General features: G+C 47.4%; 14 protein-coding genes. 5 read left to right on the top strand and 9 right to left on the bottom strand.

From position 1 onward, the window contains the following. Window positions 1-74 precede the first annotated feature (74 nt). From D0C16_RS11110 to D0C16_RS11090, 5 genes are all read right to left on the bottom strand, one after another. Window positions 75-2,198 (bottom strand): M56 family metallopeptidase, encoded by a 2,124-nt coding sequence (locus tag D0C16_RS11110; protein WP_151032450.1) that lies wholly within the window; start codon window positions 2,196-2,198, stop codon window positions 75-77. A gap of 4 nt (window positions 2,199-2,202) precedes the next feature. Beyond that, on the bottom strand, window positions 2,203-2,568 hold the full coding sequence (locus D0C16_RS11105) for a BlaI/MecI/CopY family transcriptional regulator (RefSeq protein WP_151032449.1): 366 nt from the start codon (window positions 2,566-2,568) through the stop codon (window positions 2,203-2,205). Window positions 2,569-2,895: 327 nt separating this feature from the next. Continuing rightward, window positions 2,896-3,237 (bottom strand): hypothetical protein, encoded by a 342-nt coding sequence (locus tag D0C16_RS11100; protein WP_151032448.1) that lies wholly within the window; start codon window positions 3,235-3,237, stop codon window positions 2,896-2,898. A 199-nt stretch (window positions 3,238-3,436) separates the two neighbouring features. Next, window positions 3,437-3,865, bottom strand: coding sequence for a hypothetical protein (locus tag D0C16_RS11095; protein WP_151032447.1), 429 nt, complete (start codon window positions 3,863-3,865; stop codon window positions 3,437-3,439). Window positions 3,866-4,028: 163 nt separating this feature from the next. Then, a complete protein-coding gene (locus D0C16_RS11090; RefSeq protein WP_151032446.1) occupies window positions 4,029-4,406 on the bottom strand; it encodes a hypothetical protein in 378 nt (125 codons plus the stop codon). 545 nt (window positions 4,407-4,951) lie between these two features. On the opposite strand from D0C16_RS11090, the gene D0C16_RS11085 reads away from it, so the two are divergent. Further along, on the top strand, window positions 4,952-5,944 hold the full coding sequence (locus D0C16_RS11085; RefSeq protein ID WP_151032445.1) for an LLM class flavin-dependent oxidoreductase: 993 nt from the start codon (window positions 4,952-4,954) through the stop codon (window positions 5,942-5,944). Between the two features lie 111 nt (window positions 5,945-6,055). Here the strand turns inward: D0C16_RS11085 and D0C16_RS11080 are convergent, their stop codons facing one another. From D0C16_RS11080 to D0C16_RS11070, 3 genes are all read right to left on the bottom strand, one after another. Next, on the bottom strand, window positions 6,056-6,667 hold the full coding sequence (locus D0C16_RS11080; RefSeq protein ID WP_151032444.1) for a hypothetical protein: 612 nt from the start codon (window positions 6,665-6,667) through the stop codon (window positions 6,056-6,058). 114 nt (window positions 6,668-6,781) lie between these two features. Beyond that, window positions 6,782-7,024 carry a Rho-binding antiterminator gene (locus D0C16_RS11075; protein ID WP_151032443.1) on the bottom strand — a complete coding sequence of 81 codons (243 nt, stop codon included), beginning with the start codon at window positions 7,022-7,024 and terminating at the stop codon, window positions 6,782-6,784. A 49-nt stretch (window positions 7,025-7,073) separates the two neighbouring features. Further along, window positions 7,074-8,420 carry a lytic murein transglycosylase gene (locus D0C16_RS11070; protein ID WP_225318987.1) on the bottom strand — a complete coding sequence of 449 codons (1,347 nt, stop codon included), beginning with the start codon at window positions 8,418-8,420 and terminating at the stop codon, window positions 7,074-7,076. Window positions 8,421-8,819: 399 nt separating this feature from the next. On the opposite strand from D0C16_RS11070, the gene D0C16_RS11065 reads away from it, so the two are divergent. Continuing rightward, a complete protein-coding gene (locus tag D0C16_RS11065; RefSeq protein ID WP_151032442.1) occupies window positions 8,820-9,731 on the top strand; it encodes a transporter substrate-binding domain-containing protein in 912 nt (303 codons plus the stop codon). Between the two features lie 14 nt (window positions 9,732-9,745). Here the strand turns inward: D0C16_RS11065 and D0C16_RS11060 are convergent, their stop codons facing one another. Beyond that, the gene (locus D0C16_RS11060) at window positions 9,746-10,897 is read right to left on the bottom strand and encodes an L-lactate dehydrogenase (protein ID WP_151032441.1); all 1,152 of its coding nucleotides are present in this window, start codon (window positions 10,895-10,897) and stop codon (window positions 9,746-9,748) included. Window positions 10,898-11,069: 172 nt separating this feature from the next. Between D0C16_RS11060 and fucP the strand changes: the two genes are divergently transcribed. The 3 genes from fucP (at window position 11,070) to D0C16_RS11045 (ending at window position 14,080) form a co-directional block, all read left to right on the top strand. After that, window positions 11,070-12,341 (top strand): L-fucose:H+ symporter permease, encoded by a 1,272-nt coding sequence (gene fucP, locus D0C16_RS11055; RefSeq protein WP_151032440.1) that lies wholly within the window; start codon window positions 11,070-11,072, stop codon window positions 12,339-12,341. Continuing rightward, complete coding sequence (locus D0C16_RS11050; protein WP_151032439.1) at window positions 12,334-13,179, top strand: amidohydrolase; 846 nt, start codon at window positions 12,334-12,336, stop codon at window positions 13,177-13,179. Before fucP ends, D0C16_RS11050 begins: the two co-directional genes overlap by 8 nt. Window positions 13,180-13,273: 94 nt before the next feature. After that, the gene (locus tag D0C16_RS11045; RefSeq protein ID WP_225318986.1) at window positions 13,274-14,080 is read left to right on the top strand and encodes an IclR family transcriptional regulator; all 807 of its coding nucleotides are present in this window, start codon (window positions 13,274-13,276) and stop codon (window positions 14,078-14,080) included. Window positions 14,081-14,262: the final 182 nt, after the last annotated feature.

Raw genomic sequence — 14,262 nt, 5'->3', positions numbered from 1 at the left:
TTACAGTCGCGGTCATTTTAGATTTATAGGCTTTTTCCAATCGTTGCAGAATGAATGCAGTTGTTTAAGAAAAGCTAACGGCTTTCTCGCTTTAGCTTCTTCATGTCGTCATGAATTTTTTGTGCAAAAATACGTGATGCGCCGGCCCAACCAAGTGCGGCCTGGCCGCCTGAACTCCCTTGCGCAATTGCAACAGGCGAGCTGCTACCGGGTAGCGCTGCTGAGCCCGAACCACTACCACCGGAATATGCCACGCGATGAAAAGCGTAGTAGCCATTCACAGGTAGTTGGTCTTCAATAACTGCTACCAAGGCTCCGCTTTTTGTATCAACCAGTACAGCTTGTACTTCTAAAACACCAACGTTAGGCTCTTTTCTAGACGTGGAGTTTGGGAGAAGCTCGATCATGCGAATCTCCATCGCCAGTACATTGTCTCCACCTTTATTCGTTAAGCGGAATGCACTGGATTTATTAAATTTATTTTTAGCTGCATGGTCGAAATAATTGCAATATTCATTCATTTCTTCGAAAGTTGATTTCATCCAAGCCTTGGCAACCTTTTCCTTGGTTTTCTCAGAAATCTTTAAGCGATTGAAGGTGGTGGGGTATACGATCACTTTATTGTATTTTGAGAAATCGACATTTTCGTTGATAAGAAATTTTGAGAGTTTGGTTTTTTCCCAGTTGACATAGGAATTGCTGCCGGATGGACTTGTTTCACTATTCGGGCGTGTGGAATTGCCTATTTCCTCCGGGTTTGTTTTATTCGCTGTTTGAACCGCATTGACGGGTGCAATTTTTCCAACCCTTTCAGTCGTCAATAGCTGGTTTGGCTGTGCAGTATTCAGGTTTTCCGGGTTTGTTTGTTCTTTGTCTTCAGGCAAATTTACATAGTCGATTGCCGCTTGAGTGGCGAGTGAAGGAGACTCCGCTTTGTTATTCATCTGGGCTACCGGCGCCGGCTTTTGCGCTGGTTTGACGTCAGCCTCAATCGCAGGTTTGGCAACTGCTGCCACCTCTGCTGTTGTGACTGGCGCGTCTGTAGCAACAGCAGTGGACACTTGCTCCAGAGCTGCTAATTGTTCTGTTTTAGATTCCTGAAACGCTAGGTTAGCGGGAGCCGCGCTTTGAATCGGTGCTGCCACCGGCACTGAGACTTCAGTCGGGTTTTTCTCCTGGTTAGACGTTTTTGCGGTCGAGTAAGGTACGGCTTGAATATTCACGGCCATAACCATTCCCAGCATCGCTATCAGCGCTGAGCTAAAAAACTGGAAGGTTGTTTTTTCGTTGGGTTGATCGCCAAACAAGCGCTTCACTCTGTTTAATACTGAATACTTATCGGCGTTTGCTGCAAGGGGCAATCGGTTGCTTAGGCCCAGTTCAGTGAGTGCGCTAATGCTGCTTGCGTAGGTCAGTGTACTGGCGCAATGAGAAACCGCCAGATCATCACAGGAGTTCTCCCGCTCCTGATCAATTTTTTTGGACAAATAAACCAAAAAAGGATTGAAAAAGAAAATGCTTTTAACCGCGCACTGCAGTAGGTTCACCAAATAATCATTGCGTTTTACATGCGCAAGCTCATGTAGCATAACCGCTTCTATTTGCGTTGGCGTGAGGCTCAATAATACCGCTGGAGGAATTAAAATGACGGGTTTAAATACGCCGATTACACAGGGGGAGCTTACCATTGCCGATGTTTTGTAAATAACCTTGGTGGTTGTGCCGATCACCTGTTCCAATGCAGCAAATTTGCCGATCCATTGTTGATCGAGATCCTGGGAACCAAACTGCACCAATTTTCTGCAATTAATAAAATCCAGCGTTGTGCGGCTCAGATGTAATAGAAATCCGAATGCCCAGATATACATGATCCAGTGAATATTGCCGTTAAAAAAGCGGATCGCGTTGCTGAACGTAGCTTGAGCTTGCGGTTGGGCTGCACTTGGGAGGCTTGTAGCAAGTGTTTGTTGAGCATCAACGATGCTGGAATAGTAATGCTGGAAAGTCAGTGCGCTGACCAGCGCGCACAGGGAAAACAAGCCCAGCGCAAATTGGTAGCGCAAGGCAGAGGTTTTAATAAAGCGGCTAAAGCATACATAGCAGAACGCAAAAATCGCGAATTGCCAAATTGAATGTAACAGTGTCCATGCGAGCGCAAAGCCAAGATCACCGAACATTTGATTAAACAAATTATTCATTTCCTTATTCCTCCAGCTTTTTTAAATATTCTTTTAATTCACGAATCTCATCTTTGCTAACTTTTTCCTGCCCCAGTAGTCGCATCAATAGCTGACTGCGGGAGCCCATAAATGTTGAATCAATAAAACGACTTAGCAGGTTTTCTTTGATCTCATCTTCCTGCAGTAGTGCTTGATAAATGTGACTCTTTCCCTCCATGCGCCGATCCAGCCAGCCTTTCTGAGCCATCAACTGCATTGTTTTAAGAGTGGTTGTATAACCAATAGGGCGAAGCTTGTTTAACTCATCGTTAATTAACTGAACACTGGCTTCTTTATGACGCCAGAGCAGATTCAGTATTTCCAGTTCAGCTTGCGAGGGCGTAGCCATTGAACTCTCCTTCTACGGTGGATGCCGTAGGTAGTATGTACGGTGAATATCGTAGTTGCAAGTGTCGGCAAAAAAATAGTTTAAGGGTGGGTGCTTGAGGTGGTGATGGGCGGCGCTAATCAGCGCCTTGGGTAAAGCCAACAAGGCAAAATAGGTCAGATGGATGGATAATTTTGTGCAGCCAACAAGTCTATCCAGCCCGGCGGTAGATGGGCTTTTATATTGTAAGTTGAGTAATTAAAAGCGATCTATGGCGGTTCCCAATACACAGCCGTAAATTATTAATAGGTATAAAACGAGAAACAATGCCAGCAGCGGTAGGGATCATTAATCACCTTCGCACACCATCACAAATTTTTTCGCAATATTAGCATCGCATCCGGATTTGCACTGGTAGGTTTGCTCATCAATATTTTCGGCGTCCAGCTCATAAACCAACGTCCCCTTATTTTCCTTTGCTGCGGAACACTGTAAAACACTGTACCCGCTATCCATTTCACAATAACCATAGTTATTGGAGCCGCTCAGGCCGTAAGTGGGAGGGGTTACTTCGATATTTTTGAGTGCTATTTCCCGGTTATCAACTACAGCTCGGAGAAAACACTCGTCAGCCCCGATAGCAAAGACCTGTGATGCATTGAAAGTTATAATTAATAAAATTGCACGCATGCTTTTAAAACTCCTTCAGCTAATTATTTTTAAATTTGATGAAGTCGGTTATCCATCAACGAGGTATGAAAGCCGGAAAGGCTACCGAATTTCGCATAACGGCCATTGCGGACCTTGGTGGCAGTATACAAAGCAAGAGCGAAAGATGATTTTAATGCCGAGTCAACCGATTTTTTACCACAGTCACTGGTTAGGCTGACTATGCGCATGGCCAAGGTTCATTTGGATGCTCCTTGCTCCAATAATACTCAAAAAAATCAGCGTCTTTCCAAGGAGTGTCTTTATATACATGGTTTATGTTGCTTAGCCAGTTCATTAAGCGTGGAGCGCCATGCCGCCCACCTGCCTGTTCAAAATGAAGATTCGCAGCTTGCTGTACTTCAGGATAGCGAAGATCTCTCATGCAAAAAAGCAATATCCATTCTGAAGACTTAACCTCTCCATTTGCAATTTTTACGAAGCAGTTGATAAATAATTGTTTATATTGCGAATTATTTTTTATGTAATTAAGTATTGCCATAAGTGATGGCTCCAAATCAGGAACATCAGTATCAAACTCCACTGAGTCTAGATGATTAACTGCCTCACAAAGTCTCCAAAACTTTTCCTCAATTTCATCTGTGTTCATGATCTGCTTTTAAGCCTAACGCCGCAATAAATGATGGTTGTTAAGTAGCACTTTTGCCATTAAATGGAACGAAGCGGAATGGCAAAAATGCTACTTAAAAACCATCCGTTTGATTGCTTTGATAGAGTTTTTTTAAAAATCCACAATGAAAAAATGTAAAAATTTAGTAAGGTTTTTTCCGGTGAAAATTCAAGTATAGGTCTTTCAGGTTTTCTGGCAAAGTATTCCAATATAATTCACTAGCGCTTGATGACACATTCCAAAATAGATTTTCAACAAATGCTGTGTCAATTGCGTTCTTTGTGTCTTCGTCGCCTTTTAGAAAACCATTGCTGACGAATGAAAACAAATCTTGATAGTCTTTGCGTGGAATACCTTTGCCCATTTCAATATTTAACGCATTAGCCAGAGATTCAAACCAACTATACGAATATAGATCGGTTTCGAAGTCACCCCACTGACGAATATATTCTCTATCCGCTTTAGCAGATATTGCGGGAAATTTAGCTTTTACTTCTTCGCAAAATTTATCTCGTGACATTCCAGCTCCTTGTGACACTCTAACAGTTTCTTAAATTGCACCAACTATATAATCCACAAACCGTTTTTCCAACTAATTTAGTGTGGTGCTGCATAACTCCAAATGTACGTGGCCATCATTCGATTTGACTCGTGCTAAATCAAAGGGTTAGCTGTCACTCCGAGTTAATTATGGAGTTATACAGTACAAACAACCTTAATTAGTTATTGCGCGCATTTGGCCGGATGCCCGCTTTGGGGACATTCCCAACCTAAAAACTATTGTAGTCGCAAGCTCAGCTTACCTGGTCCACCTCAATCTACGGGCCTTAACCAAAAACACGTTGCGGTTCGCAGGCTCAGCCTGTGTGGCTCGCAGCAACCTACGGTGTTATCTGGTATTTGGCGTGTAACAGGTCGGTATGATTGAAGCATAAGAACGTTAAATAACAAAACGTAACTGCCACTGCAATTACTCCTCACTACTTCGTAAAGAATCAATAATCCAAAACCCCAATCCATCAATTGCACTTAGAATAGCGCAGGTGAATATTGAGTGAGGTAGTTATGTCTGTCGAATTTTCATTGCTGGAGCTTGCTGCTATAAGAATTAATGAAACTCCGCGCGATAGTTTTACTCATGCCGTGGCTTATGCGCAGGCGGCGGATGTGTTGGGGTTTAAGCGGTTTTGGTTGGCGGAGCATCATAATATGCAGGGCATTGCCAGTTCAGCGACGGCGGTGTTGATTGGGCATATTGCGGGGCAGACGCAGCAGCTGCGTGTGGGCTCGGGTGGAATTATGTTGCCTAACCATTCGCCGTTGGTTGTGGCGGAACAATTTGGCACGCTTGCGTCGCTCTATGGTGAGCGCATCGACTTGGGCTTGGGCCGCGCGCCGGGCACTGACCCTGTGACTAGCCGTGCACTTAAACGCGATGATTCGGCGGCAGAAAATTTTGCGCAAGAAGTGCAAGTCATTCAACAATTGTTGCAGCCGAGCCAACCGCAACAGCGCTTGCGCGCCGTGCCGGGTGAGGGTACACAAGTGCCTATCTGGATTTTAGGTTCCAGCCTTTATAGCGCGGGCCTTGCCGCACAATTGGGTTTGCCCTATTCATTTGCGGGGCATTTTGCACCGACGTATATGCGCGCTGCATTGAAACGGTATCGCGCGGAATTTCGCCCCTCAGTGCATTTGGATAAGCCTTACTTTATGTTGGGTTTGCCAATTGTTTGGGGTGAAACATCTGAGCAAGCTGCCTTCAACGCAACCACCAGCTTTCAGCGAATTACGGCGTTATTTCGCGGTGAACCTCTGTGGTTGTGCCCACCAAAACCCATTGAGCAACTCGATTGGTCAGTGAGCGAAAAGCACAGCGTGCTCGATTTTCTGGGCTTGTCACAAATTGGTGATGAACTGGAAATATTGGATGGTTTACAACAGCTGCGCGATGAGCTTGCCGTCGATGAGTTTATGTTTACGATTGATGTGTATGATCGCGCGCTACGTATTAAAACCCTGGAGACACTTGCGCAAATTAAACGGCATTTGCGCTAAATGGCTGCTGAAAGCATCGAAACACATCTACTTAATTTTCTCTGGAAATAGATAAAGCATACTAAGAAGATGTTTAATGTTTTCAGCAGCTTTCCGTTAGTGAGGTTAATATTAGACTTTTGTAGCTCTTGATCTCTGTGCGCGCAAGATGGCAACAAGTGCAATCAGAGCTAACCATAGCGAAGATGGTTCAGAAACTTGAATTGACTCAACAACTTCTATGGTCACTCGATATTCCCAGGAGAGATCAAAGGAACCGGTATTTGAAAGTCCTGCTGCTTGATTCAAGATAAAATTATTAAAACCGGACAGCGGAAATTCACCGATGTTAGCAAATGGTGCGGTTTCAGCAATCCGGGTGTATCCATACCATTTGAAATCATAAGACCAATCTTGGAGTGTCCACATAGCGGTGGCCCAAAGATTTTCAAGCGTCTGGCTAGATATCAGAACTGGATTAGTGATTTCCGTGGTAATTGATTTGATGCTCAACCCATCTTGCAGCGTTAAACCAAACCAATCACGCTCCGTAAATTGGAAGGGGTCTATTTCATCACCAGCCCAGCGTGATGAACCCAAAATTTCATTTGCACCAATTTGCAAAGTGAGAGAGGGCATGCTGGCAGAGTTACCATCAATGCTTTCATCCCAAATGACGGTTGCATTGGCAGATAATGCGAACGCAGACGAAAGTGTAATTGTCAGTAATGCAAAAAATTTCATAGGTTTCTCCTTGAATAAAACTAAATATAACTTCCAAAACGACGGAAAGCTTGACGCATCTAATATTGAACTCGACCTTCAGGCATAAAGGACGAGGGATTTTATCCTGTTTTATTAAAACAATAAAAGTTTCAAATGCGGGTTTTCTACAGTCACTTCCAATTGTTTTAGCTGGTTTAACACGACAAGTGTTTCGCCCGATTCGGTAGCGAGCTTTATACATTCCTCTCGCAGTTCGTCACTGACAGTATCAACAGCTGCACCCTCAATAATTTCACCTGATTTTAGCGTGAGCTTTACCGGGTAGCGGTACATGCAAACAATTTCGATATAGTCGTGCTGATTGCAGCTGATCATTGCGCTTCCTTTTCATAGATATGTACGGGTAATGAAGGTTCGCTTGTCATTAACGCTTGTTGGCGTCGGGGGTAATGCCCAACAAACCCAGCACTTCTTTGCCGGGGAAACCGTCGGCAATCATGCCCTGTTGATGTTGGAATTCGCTAATTGCACGGCGAGTTCCAGGGCCGAGAATGCCATCAGGTGTGCCGGTGTTGAAACCCTTTTGATTGAGTTGTTCTTGCAGCGCAATGACTTGGTCACGGTGTAATCGCGGCGCATCTTCCGGGGGAGGTTGTAATAATTTTCCACCGCCGGCAATTTGATCAGCAAGTTGACCGACAGCAATGGCATAAAACTCCGAACGATTCCAACGCATAATCACATTGAAATTGTCGTACACCAAAAATGCCGGGCCTTGATGGCCAGCGGGTACCAGGAGTGAGGCCGTAAATTCGGTGGTTGGTAGTGCGGCATTATCCGCGCGCATCACGCCGAGTTTGCGCCACTCATTGGTCGCTTTGGTATTTTTTAATCCTGCTTCCAGGAAGGGGAAATCGCGCGGCAATTTGACTTCGCGACCCCAGCGTTGATCCGCTCGCCAACCCAAATTGCGTAAAAAATTAGCCGCAGAGGCGAGCGCATCGGGTTTGCTGTTCCAAAGATCGCGTTTATGGTCGCCATCAAAATCCACCGCGTTTTGCAAAAATGATGAAGGCATAAACTGGAAATTGCCCATGGCGCCAGCCCATGAGCCAATCATTTTATTAGGGGCGATATCGCCGGCATCCAGAATGCGTAATGCATTAATTAATTCTGTGGTAAAAAATGCGCTGCGGCGTGCATCACACGCCAGTGTTGCAAGTGAATCCACCACCGGGATGTTGCCAAAATAATTACCGAAGTTGGTTTCCAAGCCCCAAAAGGCAAGCAAATAAGGTGCAGGCACACCGTATTGTTGTTCAATGCGCATGAGTAATTCGTGGTGTTTACTCAACAGTGCGCGCCCCTCATTCACGCGCTGCGCAGTAACACGACGATTAAAATAATCGGCAAAGCTGGTGGTAAATTCCGGCTGCTTGCGATCCAGTTGTACGACTTGCATGTTCAATTTGGCGTTTGCCAAGCTGTTATTGATCGTTTTGCTCGAAACGCCCGCCGCTTTGGCTTTTGTGGTGAGCTCAACCAGGCATTTGGAAAAATCTTGTTGCGTTAGTAGCGTAAGCGCGGGTGCGGTTTGTGATGTCGATACTGTTTGTGTTGTTGATGTTGGGGCCGCTGCGATTTGTTTTTCACTCACAGCGCTGTTTGAATTATTTGTTGCGGTTTGATCAGTTGTTTTGTCGCTCACTTGCGCGCAAGCAACAAGGCTCATACAACAGGTAACGGAGAGTAAATTCCGCAGATATTTCATAACAACTCCACTATGTTGGGCGGCCTTAATTTGGGCCACACCAATACCACTTTATTGATTTTCTTTACCAGCGGCATGATACCGCTAAATGACATTAAATCCCTCCCCGGCTCCCTTGTAAAAGGGAGGTATTTTCCTCCTTCCCTTTGCAAAAGAGATGCTTGGATAGATTAAGCCGAACCTCAATTATCTTATGGTTAAAATAACCAAAACTCTCATTTTCTGGCGATTTTTGATTGCCGAGCTATAACAGATATAACCACTCATCGCTTCATGCGCCAGATCGATGGCTTTTTAATCTGTGGCGCATTTTTCTACATGCTAAACTACACCCAGAATGATGGACGCAAGAGCATGGCAGCTTGAACAATCGGCACACGCAACTCATGCAGGTCTTCTATGAAGCTTTCCTCGGTATTGACTTTGTTGGTTAGTAGTCTGTTCGCGTTTTCTACCAATGCGCAAACTAGTTTAAAAATCAACGCCGTAGATGACGGTAACGGGCGCTATGCAATGGCAATGGTGAAGTTGGCGCTTAGTAAAGTTGAGACTACTTACAAAATTGAAATAGATAATTCCGAGATTTCACAGGCGCGCAATATCACTGACGTATCTGAGGGACGCTTGGATATCATGTGGGCCGCAACCAATCAGGAGATGGAAGATCAACTGCAACCAATACGGATTCCTCTCTACAAGGGCTTGTTGGGACACAGGATTTTTATTATCAATCCTGCGTCGCAAACAAAGTTTGATCGCGTAAAAACGTTTGCAGATTTAAAGCAAATTTCCCTTGGGCAGGGGACTACTTGGGCGGACTCAGCAATTTTGGCTAGCAATGGTTTGAATGTTGTGCGTGCCAACAAGTATCAGAGTCTGTTTTATATGGTTGAGGGTGGGCGGTTTGATGCGTTTCCTCGGGGAGTGCATGAGCCCTGGGCGGAACTGGAGTCACATCCTAATCTATCGCTTGCGGTGGAGAAACGCATAATGTTGGTTTATCGCATGCCGTTTTATTTGTTCACTGGCAAGCAGAACAAAAAGCTGGCTGCTGATCTGGAGTCGGGTCTGAATCGTGCCATTGCGGATGGTAGTTTCGACAAGACCTTTTACAGTGACCCCATGGTTAAGGCAGTGCTAGAGAAAGCCAATCTTGAAGAGCGAGTGGTGTTTGAATTGGATAACCCAACCTTGCCCAAAGAAACCCCTTTGGATCGCTCCGAGTTATGGTTGGATATTAAAAACATGCACCAGCCAGTTAGTGTCGGGCCAGCAGCCGCGCCGGTTGCCGAGACGGCGCCAATTAATTGAACAAAACCTTGCTATTAAATAGGGCGGTTTTCCAGCATTCCTGAATTAATGTCCTCAACGCGCGCGCAGCCGGATAACGCCATGGCTACGCGCATCTCCTTGGCAAAAATCTCCAGAATTTCTTGCACTCCGCGTTTCTGGCGGGCGGCCAAGGCGTAAACCCAGGGGCGGCCGATCATCACCATCTTTGCGCCCAACGCCAACGCGCGCACCACATCCAGCCCCGAGCGAACGCCCGAATCCAGTATCAGGCTAAGGTCGTCACCCACTGCATCAGCAATACGGGGAAGGGCTTTGATGGAGGAGAGGGCGCCATCCAACTGGCGTCCGCCGTGGTTGGAAACGATTAAACCGTCGCAACCAATATTCGCCGCCTGTTTTGCGTCATCGGCATCCAGAATACCCTTAATGATGAAGTTGCCGTCCCATTCAGTACGAATACGGTCAATGTCGGCCCAAGTCACTGTGGGGTCAAAGTTGTTTCCCAGCCAGCTCCAAAACTCATCGATGCCCGCATTTTCGCCGAGAATGGGCGCAATATTGCCTAGGTTATGAGGGCGGCCCCAGAGGCCGACATCCCACGCCCAGTGAGGCTTGGTGAGCACCTGGCCCATGCGGGTGAGTTTGCGCTGCAACAAGCTGCCGCCGGACAGGCCTGAGCGCATGTCACGGTAGCGGGTCGCTGGAACCGGCATATCTACAGTGAATAAAAGGGTATTGGTGCCCGCCGCTTTGGCGCGCGCGAGCATATCGCGTAGAAAGCCCCGGTCGCGGATCATGTATAACTGGAACCAAATGGGGTTTTGGACCCCCGCGCGCACCTCATCGATCGCACAGGCGGAGACTGTGGACAGGCAAAAGGGAACGCCGGCTTCTTCCGCTGCCTGGGCTGCCTGAACTTCTCCGCGTCGCGCGTTCAAGCCGGCAATCCCGACGGGGGATAAACCCAAGGGCATGGAAAAAGTCTGCCCAAACAGGCTGATTTGCGTAGATACATTGGAGATATCGCGCAGCACTCGTTGGCGTAAAGCAATTTGCTGCATGTCCAACTGGTTATTGCGCAGGGTGGTTTCGCTGAAGGCTCCACCATCTATATATTCAAATAAAAAATGCGGCAGACGTTTGCGTGCAAGGGTGCGGTAGTCGTCGATATTGGCGAGAATCATGGCGGGGCAACCTGTAAAAAGCTGTTATTGTTTGTTTGACTCTATGGTAGCATCTTTTATGGATAAACCATCTTTTACTTGTAAATCGTGGTGCCAACAAAACAAGCTTTTTGCCTGACTAATAACAATAACTAGGGTGACGGCTAATGGGCCGTTGCTCCCTGGAGAGCTCATGAACAATAACGATAAATCTGTGTCCGTGCTATTGCCCCTGATTCTGATCATCAGTCTATTTTTCCTGTGGGGAATGGCGAATAACCTTAATGATATTTTGATTACCCAGTTTAAAAAGGTATTTACCCTTTCCGACTTTAAGGCGGGGCTAGTCCAGTCAGCTTTTTACACCGGCTATTTTGTGTTTTCTATTCCGGCTGCGCTGTGGATGAAGCGCTACGGTTACAAAGCGGCGGTGGTCTTTGGTTTGCTGCTCTATGCGATCGGTGCCTTTTTGTTTTACCCGGCTGCGGCACAGCGGGAGTATGTGCTGTTTCTGGGTGCGCTCTTTGTAATCGCCAGTGGCCTGGCATTTTTGGAGACCTCCGCCAACCCCTTAATTGTTGCCATGGGGGACCCGGCAACCGCCGAACGGCGCTTGAATTTTGCTCAATCGTTTAACCCGTTTGGCTGCATTGCGGGGATTTTGATCGGGCGCGAATTTATTCTCTCCGGCCACGAGCCCTCTGCCGAAGAGCTTGCTGTGATGAGCGCCAGCCAGCTTGAACAGTTTTATCAAACCGAATCCCATGCGGTACAGGGGCCATATCTAGTGATTGGGTTGCTGGTATTGGCCTGGGCGCTGTTGGTGTTGGTTGTAAAATTTCCGGCTATCGCCACCCAGGCGGCAAAAGATGAAACTACGGGTTCCCGGCGTGATTACCAACAATTGCTCGCTAATGCGCCATTTATGTTCGGCGTTGCTGCGCAGTTTTTCTATGTGGGCGCTCAGGTTTGTATCTGGAGCTTTTTGATTCGTTACGGGCAGGAAGCAGTTCCAGGTACCGGTGAGAAAACTCTCGCTAACTACTTGTTAGCTTCTCTGGTGATCTTTATGGTCGGCCGCTTTGTGGCCACGGCGTTAATGACACGGATAAGTGCTGCTCGTTTAATGTGGGTTTACGCCTCGATTAACGTGTTGCTGTGCGCCTATGCCATTGTGCAACCCGGTCACCTGGGGTTGCTGGCGTTGACCGCAACCAGCTTCTTTATGTCGTTGATGTTTCCTACTATCTTTGCGTTGAGTTTGAAGGGGTTGGGGCCGCTTACCAAGCCGGCGGCATCGTTCCTAGTGATGGCGATTATCGGCGGTGCTGTGCTAACGGCGCTGATGGGGCTGGTATCGGACCTAAGCTCGATCCACACGGCAGTCATAGTGCCGCTTAGCTGTTTTGTAGTCATAGCGATATACGCACGCTTTAGCGATAGGGCAGGGAGTTTCAATGATTGATGCGCATCAGCATTTTTGGCAGCTTGGCCGGCATGACTGTGCCTGGCCAACAGCGGATCTTCGCGCGATTTACCGGGATTTCGGAGTTCAGGATTTACTGCACCAGGCCCAGGCTTGTGGGGTAACCGGGTCGGTGGCGGTGCAATCGCAAACCAGCGATGCCGATACGGATTACCTGTTGCGTCTGGCGGATGAGTCAAATTTCATCAAGGCGGTTGTGGGCTGGGTAGATTTGGCGTCACCAGCTGCTCCCGTGCGCATCGCTCAATTAGCCTCACACCCTAAATTTCGAGGCATCAGGCCGATGTTGCAGTCAATGCCCGATGACGCCTGGTTGCTACGCCCTGAGCTTGAGCCTGCCATTGCTGCGATGAAGCAACATCGGCTCAGTCTTGATGCGCTGGTCTATGCCCGGCACCTGCCGCACTTGTATCGCTTTGCGCGTCGCCACCCGGATCTGCCCATAGTGATTGATCACGCGGCCAAGCCGGCGGTTATTGTGAATGACCAGCCTGCCGATGATTGGCGCGAAGCAATGCGCCAGATGGCGAGCTTGCCGCAGGTCTATTGCAAGTTGTCCGGGCTGGTCACTGAGGCAGGAAAAGGTCAGGGCAACGAGGTATTTACGGCCTATATCAAGTTTCTGGTATCGCTCTTTGGTGAGGAGCGGTTGATGTGGGGTAGTGATTGGCCTGTCATAGGTTTGGCGCCAAACCCTCAACTCTCCATCTATAAAAACTGGCTAGCGCTTGTAAATCATGCACTTGCTGAGTGTAAAAGCATCAATTCTGAAAGTGTTTTCATAGGTACAAGTTTGCGTTTTTATCGAATTACGTAAAGTGGAACGCCTTGGGATCAAGGCTGTGCGTAGAATTCACCCGGCAGCGACGAAAAACCCGCTTAGGGGATTCATACTAATAACGAGAACTACTATGACAGTAACTATGACCAAAGAACTCGATAACGCCTTACTCGAGGCGCAAGATGAAAGCGAACGTAAATACCGTGCTCCGGCTCTGGAAAAAGGGTTGGATATCCTGGAATTGCTCGCGCGTAACTCCCACCCCATGACGACTTCACAAATGGCCGCCGCCCTGGGGCGTTCGGTAAGTGAGTTGTTCCGCATGGTGTTGGCCCTGGAGTATCGCGGCTATATCGCGCAGATGCCCGACGGGCGCGATGGCTACATGCTCACTAACAAGCTGTTTACCTTGGGTATTTCCCAGGGTACGGCAAAGACCTTGTTGGAAGTTTCCCTGCCAGTGATGAAAGAATTGAGCCGCGAGCTGGGCCAATCCTGTCATTTGGTAGTGCCTTCCGGGGATCAAATCGTGGTGGTAGCCCGTCAGGAAAGCCCTATGGATTTGGGGTTCTCGGTGCGCGTAGGTTATCGCCGTCGTTTGATCGACACCAACTCCGGAGCGCTCTTATACGGCTTCGCCACTCCGGATGTGCAAGCGGGCTGGTTGCCGCAACTCTCCGCCACAGTGGATCTGGAGCGCATTGAGCGCTTTTTGGCCAAAGCGCGAAAGGGGGTGGACCAAGGTTGCATCCAATTGGCGAGTGACTTTGTAGATGGCGTGATTGACTTCTGTGTGCCCATCATCGGTGTACATGGCGCAGTAGCGGTGTTAATTATTCCGTTTATCCATATCAAGGCGCAGTCTATGACACAGGAGCGAGTGCTGGAACGCTTGCACCAGGCGGCAGAAAAAATCTCCCAAGGGTTGATTGATTAAGTTTGCACGATGGGTAAAAAAGCCGATCTTTGATCGGCTTTTTTATTGTTGAAGTTTAAGTTTACCGGCTATTAAAAAGTTCAAGTTTCTATTTGTGCATGAGTTTGTACTAATTGGCGACACAAATTTATTCAAAAAGTCTAAATAACTATATGTGATTTACACGGAGCTTCAGATAAAAT

This window comes from Cellvibrio sp. KY-GH-1 (assembly GCF_008806975.1).
Classification (GTDB): Bacteria; Pseudomonadota; Gammaproteobacteria; order Pseudomonadales; family Cellvibrionaceae; genus Cellvibrio.
The sequence above is the reverse complement of the archived record's forward strand: the minus strand, read 5'-3'. Positions and strand labels throughout refer to the sequence as shown.

What these genes read in the sequence shown, in the direction of transcription:
- D0C16_RS11075 (WP_151032443.1), bottom strand. Translation starts at nt 7,024, where the DNA reads ATGATCAGCTGCAATCAGCACGACTATATCGAAATTGTTTGCATGTAC.
- D0C16_RS11050 (WP_151032439.1), top strand. Translation starts at nt 12,334, where the DNA reads ATGATTGATGCGCATCAGCATTTTTGGCAGCTTGGCCGGCATGACTGT.
- D0C16_RS11085 (WP_151032445.1), top strand. Translation starts at nt 4,952, where the DNA reads ATGTCTGTCGAATTTTCATTGCTGGAGCTTGCTGCTATAAGAATTAAT.
- D0C16_RS11105 (WP_151032449.1), bottom strand. Translation starts at nt 2,568, where the DNA reads ATGGCTACGCCCTCGCAAGCTGAACTGGAAATACTGAATCTGCTCTGG.
- D0C16_RS11045 (WP_225318986.1), top strand. Translation starts at nt 13,274, where the DNA reads ATGACAGTAACTATGACCAAAGAACTCGATAACGCCTTACTCGAGGCG.
- D0C16_RS11095 (WP_151032447.1), bottom strand. Translation starts at nt 3,865, where the DNA reads ATGAACACAGATGAAATTGAGGAAAAGTTTTGGAGACTTTGTGAGGCA.
- D0C16_RS11070 (WP_225318987.1), bottom strand. Translation starts at nt 8,420, where the DNA reads ATGAAATATCTGCGGAATTTACTCTCCGTTACCTGTTGTATGAGCCTT.
- D0C16_RS11110 (WP_151032450.1), bottom strand. Translation starts at nt 2,198, where the DNA reads ATGAATAATTTGTTTAATCAAATGTTCGGTGATCTTGGCTTTGCGCTC.
- D0C16_RS11090 (WP_151032446.1), bottom strand. Translation starts at nt 4,406, where the DNA reads ATGTCACGAGATAAATTTTGCGAAGAAGTAAAAGCTAAATTTCCCGCA.
- D0C16_RS11065 (WP_151032442.1), top strand. Translation starts at nt 8,820, where the DNA reads ATGAAGCTTTCCTCGGTATTGACTTTGTTGGTTAGTAGTCTGTTCGCG.
- D0C16_RS11100 (WP_151032448.1), bottom strand. Translation starts at nt 3,237, where the DNA reads ATGCGTGCAATTTTATTAATTATAACTTTCAATGCATCACAGGTCTTT.
- D0C16_RS11080 (WP_151032444.1), bottom strand. Translation starts at nt 6,667, where the DNA reads ATGAAATTTTTTGCATTACTGACAATTACACTTTCGTCTGCGTTCGCA.
- fucP (WP_151032440.1), top strand. Translation starts at nt 11,070, where the DNA reads ATGAACAATAACGATAAATCTGTGTCCGTGCTATTGCCCCTGATTCTG.
- D0C16_RS11060 (WP_151032441.1), bottom strand. Translation starts at nt 10,897, where the DNA reads ATGATTCTCGCCAATATCGACGACTACCGCACCCTTGCACGCAAACGT.